3 protein-coding genes are annotated in these 2,481 nt (G+C 73.3%); all 3 read left to right on the forward strand.

Annotated features, from left to right (window positions below):
• Positions 1-339, forward strand: a 339-nt coding sequence (locus tag CCN35_RS17940; RefSeq protein ID WP_211285547.1) for an alpha-glucosidase C-terminal domain-containing protein, incomplete at its 5' end; no start/stop codon positions are given.
• Between the two features lie 32 nt (positions 340-371).
• A complete protein-coding gene (locus CCN35_RS17945) occupies positions 372-1,760 on the forward strand; it encodes a maltokinase N-terminal cap-like domain-containing protein (protein ID WP_067400770.1) in 1,389 nt (462 codons plus the stop codon).
• Between the two features lie 4 nt (positions 1,761-1,764).
• On the forward strand, positions 1,765-2,481 hold a 717-nt coding region (locus CCN35_RS29560; protein ID WP_425444304.1), incomplete at its 3' end, for a GlgB N-terminal domain-containing protein.

Consider the following 2,481-nt stretch of genomic DNA (forward strand, 5'->3'; position numbering starts at 1 on the left):
CTGCTGCACTGGACCCGCCGCATGATCGAGATCCGCAAGCAGAACCCCGCCTTCGGACTCGGCTCCTACACCGAACTGCCCTCCTCCAACCCGGCCGTCCTCGCCTTCCTGCGCGAACACGAGGACGACCTGGTGCTGTGCGTCAACAACTTCTCCCGCTTCGCCCAGCCCACCGAACTCGACCTGAGCGCCTTCCGCGGCCGCCACCCGGTCGAACTGTTCGGCGGCGTCCGCTTCCCTCCCATCGGCGACCTGCCCTACCTGCTGACCCTGGCCGGACACGGCTTCTACTGGTTCCGGCTCACCACGGCCGCACCCCCGACCGCCCGGCGAGTGTGACCACCGTGCGGCTGACGAAAGGAGACGTGAGCATGCCGAAGACCGCGTCCCTGGTGCCGAGCGCCGAGAGCCTGGCCGGACCCATGACCTCGCTCGGTCCGCTGCTGCGCGCGTGGCTGCCGCATCAGCGCTGGTTCGCCGGCAAGGACCGGCCCGTCACCGACCTGCGTCTGCTGTCGATGACGGAGCTGTTCCCGGGCTGTCTGCATCTGCTGGTCCACGCCGAGCACGCGGAGGTCCCCGCCGGCCACGGCACCGTGCCCGCCCCGGCCGGCACCCCCGTGCCGCCACCCGCCGACTGCTATCAGCTGCTGCTCGACGTACGGCAGCGGCCGATCCCCCGCCTGCGCCAGGCCTTCATCGGCCGTCCCTCGCAGGGCCCGCTGGCCGGCCTGTCGCTCTACGACGCGCTGTACGACCCGCGCTCGGCGCAGCTGCTCCTGGAGCGGCTGCGCCACCCCGGCGCCTTCGGCCCGCTGCGCTTCGAGGCGGATCCGTCCGTCCCGGTCCCCGGCGGTCTGGCGCCCAGGCTGCTGAACGCCGAGCAGTCCAACTCCTCGATCGTGTACGGCGACGCGTTCATCCTGAAGGTCTTCCGCCGTATCCAGCCGGGTGTCAACCCGGACCTGGAGGTGCCCTGGGCGCTGGCCCGGCAGGACTGCGGCCGTGTCCCCGCCCCGGTGGCGTGGTTCCGCACCACCGAGCCGGAGGCGGCGACCCTCGGTGTGCTCCAGCCGTTCCTGTGCGGCGCGGACGACGGCTGGACGCTCGCCCTGCGGGCCCTGGCCACCGGTGACGACTTCACCGCTCAGGCGCACCAGCTGGGCGAGGCGACCGCGGAGGTGCATCTGGCCCTGGCCGGTGCCTTCCCGACCGGCGGGCACCGGGAGGTGACCCGGACGGCGGCGGCGATGACCGAGCGTCTGGAGGCCGCGGCGCACAGCGTGCCCGCGCTCAGACCGTACATGTCCCGGCTGCGCACCGCGTTCGCGGCACTGGCCGACTGCGACGCCGGCCCGCCGGTGCAGCGGGTGCACGGCGATCTGCACCTGGGGCAGGTGCTGCGGGCGGAGCGCGAGTGGTTCGTCATCGACTTCGAGGGCGAGCCGTCCCGTCCGCTCGCCGAGCGCCGTCTGGCCGAGTCCCCGGTGCGGGACGTGGCCGGGATGCTGCGCTCCTTCGACTACGCCGCCCGGCAGCGCCGCCCCTGGCGCCCGGAGTGGGCGCACCGCTGCCGGGAGGCGTACTGCGCCGGCTATGCCTCCCGGGCCGGCTGGGACCCCCGCAAGGAACACGCTCTGCTGCGGGCCTACGAGACGGACCGTGCCGTGTACGAGGTGCTGTACGAGGCCCGGCACCGTCCCGACTGGCTCGCCGTGCCGATGGCGGCGATCGAACGTCTCGCCGCGAGAGGAGGCTGAACCGGTGGCCCTGCACGACACGTCACGTCCCGAGCCGTCCGGCCCCGTCCTGTCCCCCGTGACACAAGCGGGCACCGCGGCCCCGCCCCTGGACCCCGCCGACCGTGAGCGTCTGCTCCTCGGCGCCCATCACGACCCGCACGCGCTGCTGGGCGCGCATCCGGTGCCGGGCGGGATCGCCTTCCGGGCGCTGAGACCGTACGCCGACGCGGTGAGCGTGGTGATCGACGGCGAGCGCACCCCGATGGTGCCCGAGGGCGGCGGCCTGTTCTCGGTCGTCCTGCCGCTGCCGGAGATTCCCGTGTACACGCTGAGGGTGGTCTACGGCGGGGACGTCCACGAGGTCCACGACCCGTACCGTTTCCTGCCCGCCCTCGGCGAGTTCGACCTGCATCTGATCCGGGAGGGCCGGCACGAGCAGCTGTGGAAGGCGCTCGGCGCCGAGCCGATGACCCATCAGGGGGTGGCCGGCACCCGCTTCACGGTGTGGGCGCCCAACGCCCGGGGGGTGCGGGTGGCCGGCGGCTTCAACTTCTGGGACGGCACCGCGTTCCCGATGCGCTCGCTGGGCGCCGCGGGCGTGTGGGAGCTGTTCGTGCCCGGCATCGGCGAGGGCGAGCTGTACAAGTTCGAGATCACCTCGCAGTACGGCGAGCGGTTCCTGAAGGCCGACCCGATGGCGCGGCGCACCGAGGTGCCGCCGGCCACCGCGTCGATCGTG

It is taken from the genome of Streptomyces thermovulgaris, assembly GCF_002155915.1.
Lineage (GTDB): Bacteria > Actinomycetota > Actinomycetes > Streptomycetales > Streptomycetaceae > Streptomyces > Streptomyces thermovulgaris.

What these genes read in the sequence shown, in the direction of transcription:
- CCN35_RS17945 (WP_067400770.1), top strand. Translation starts at nt 372, where the DNA reads ATGCCGAAGACCGCGTCCCTGGTGCCGAGCGCCGAGAGCCTGGCCGGA.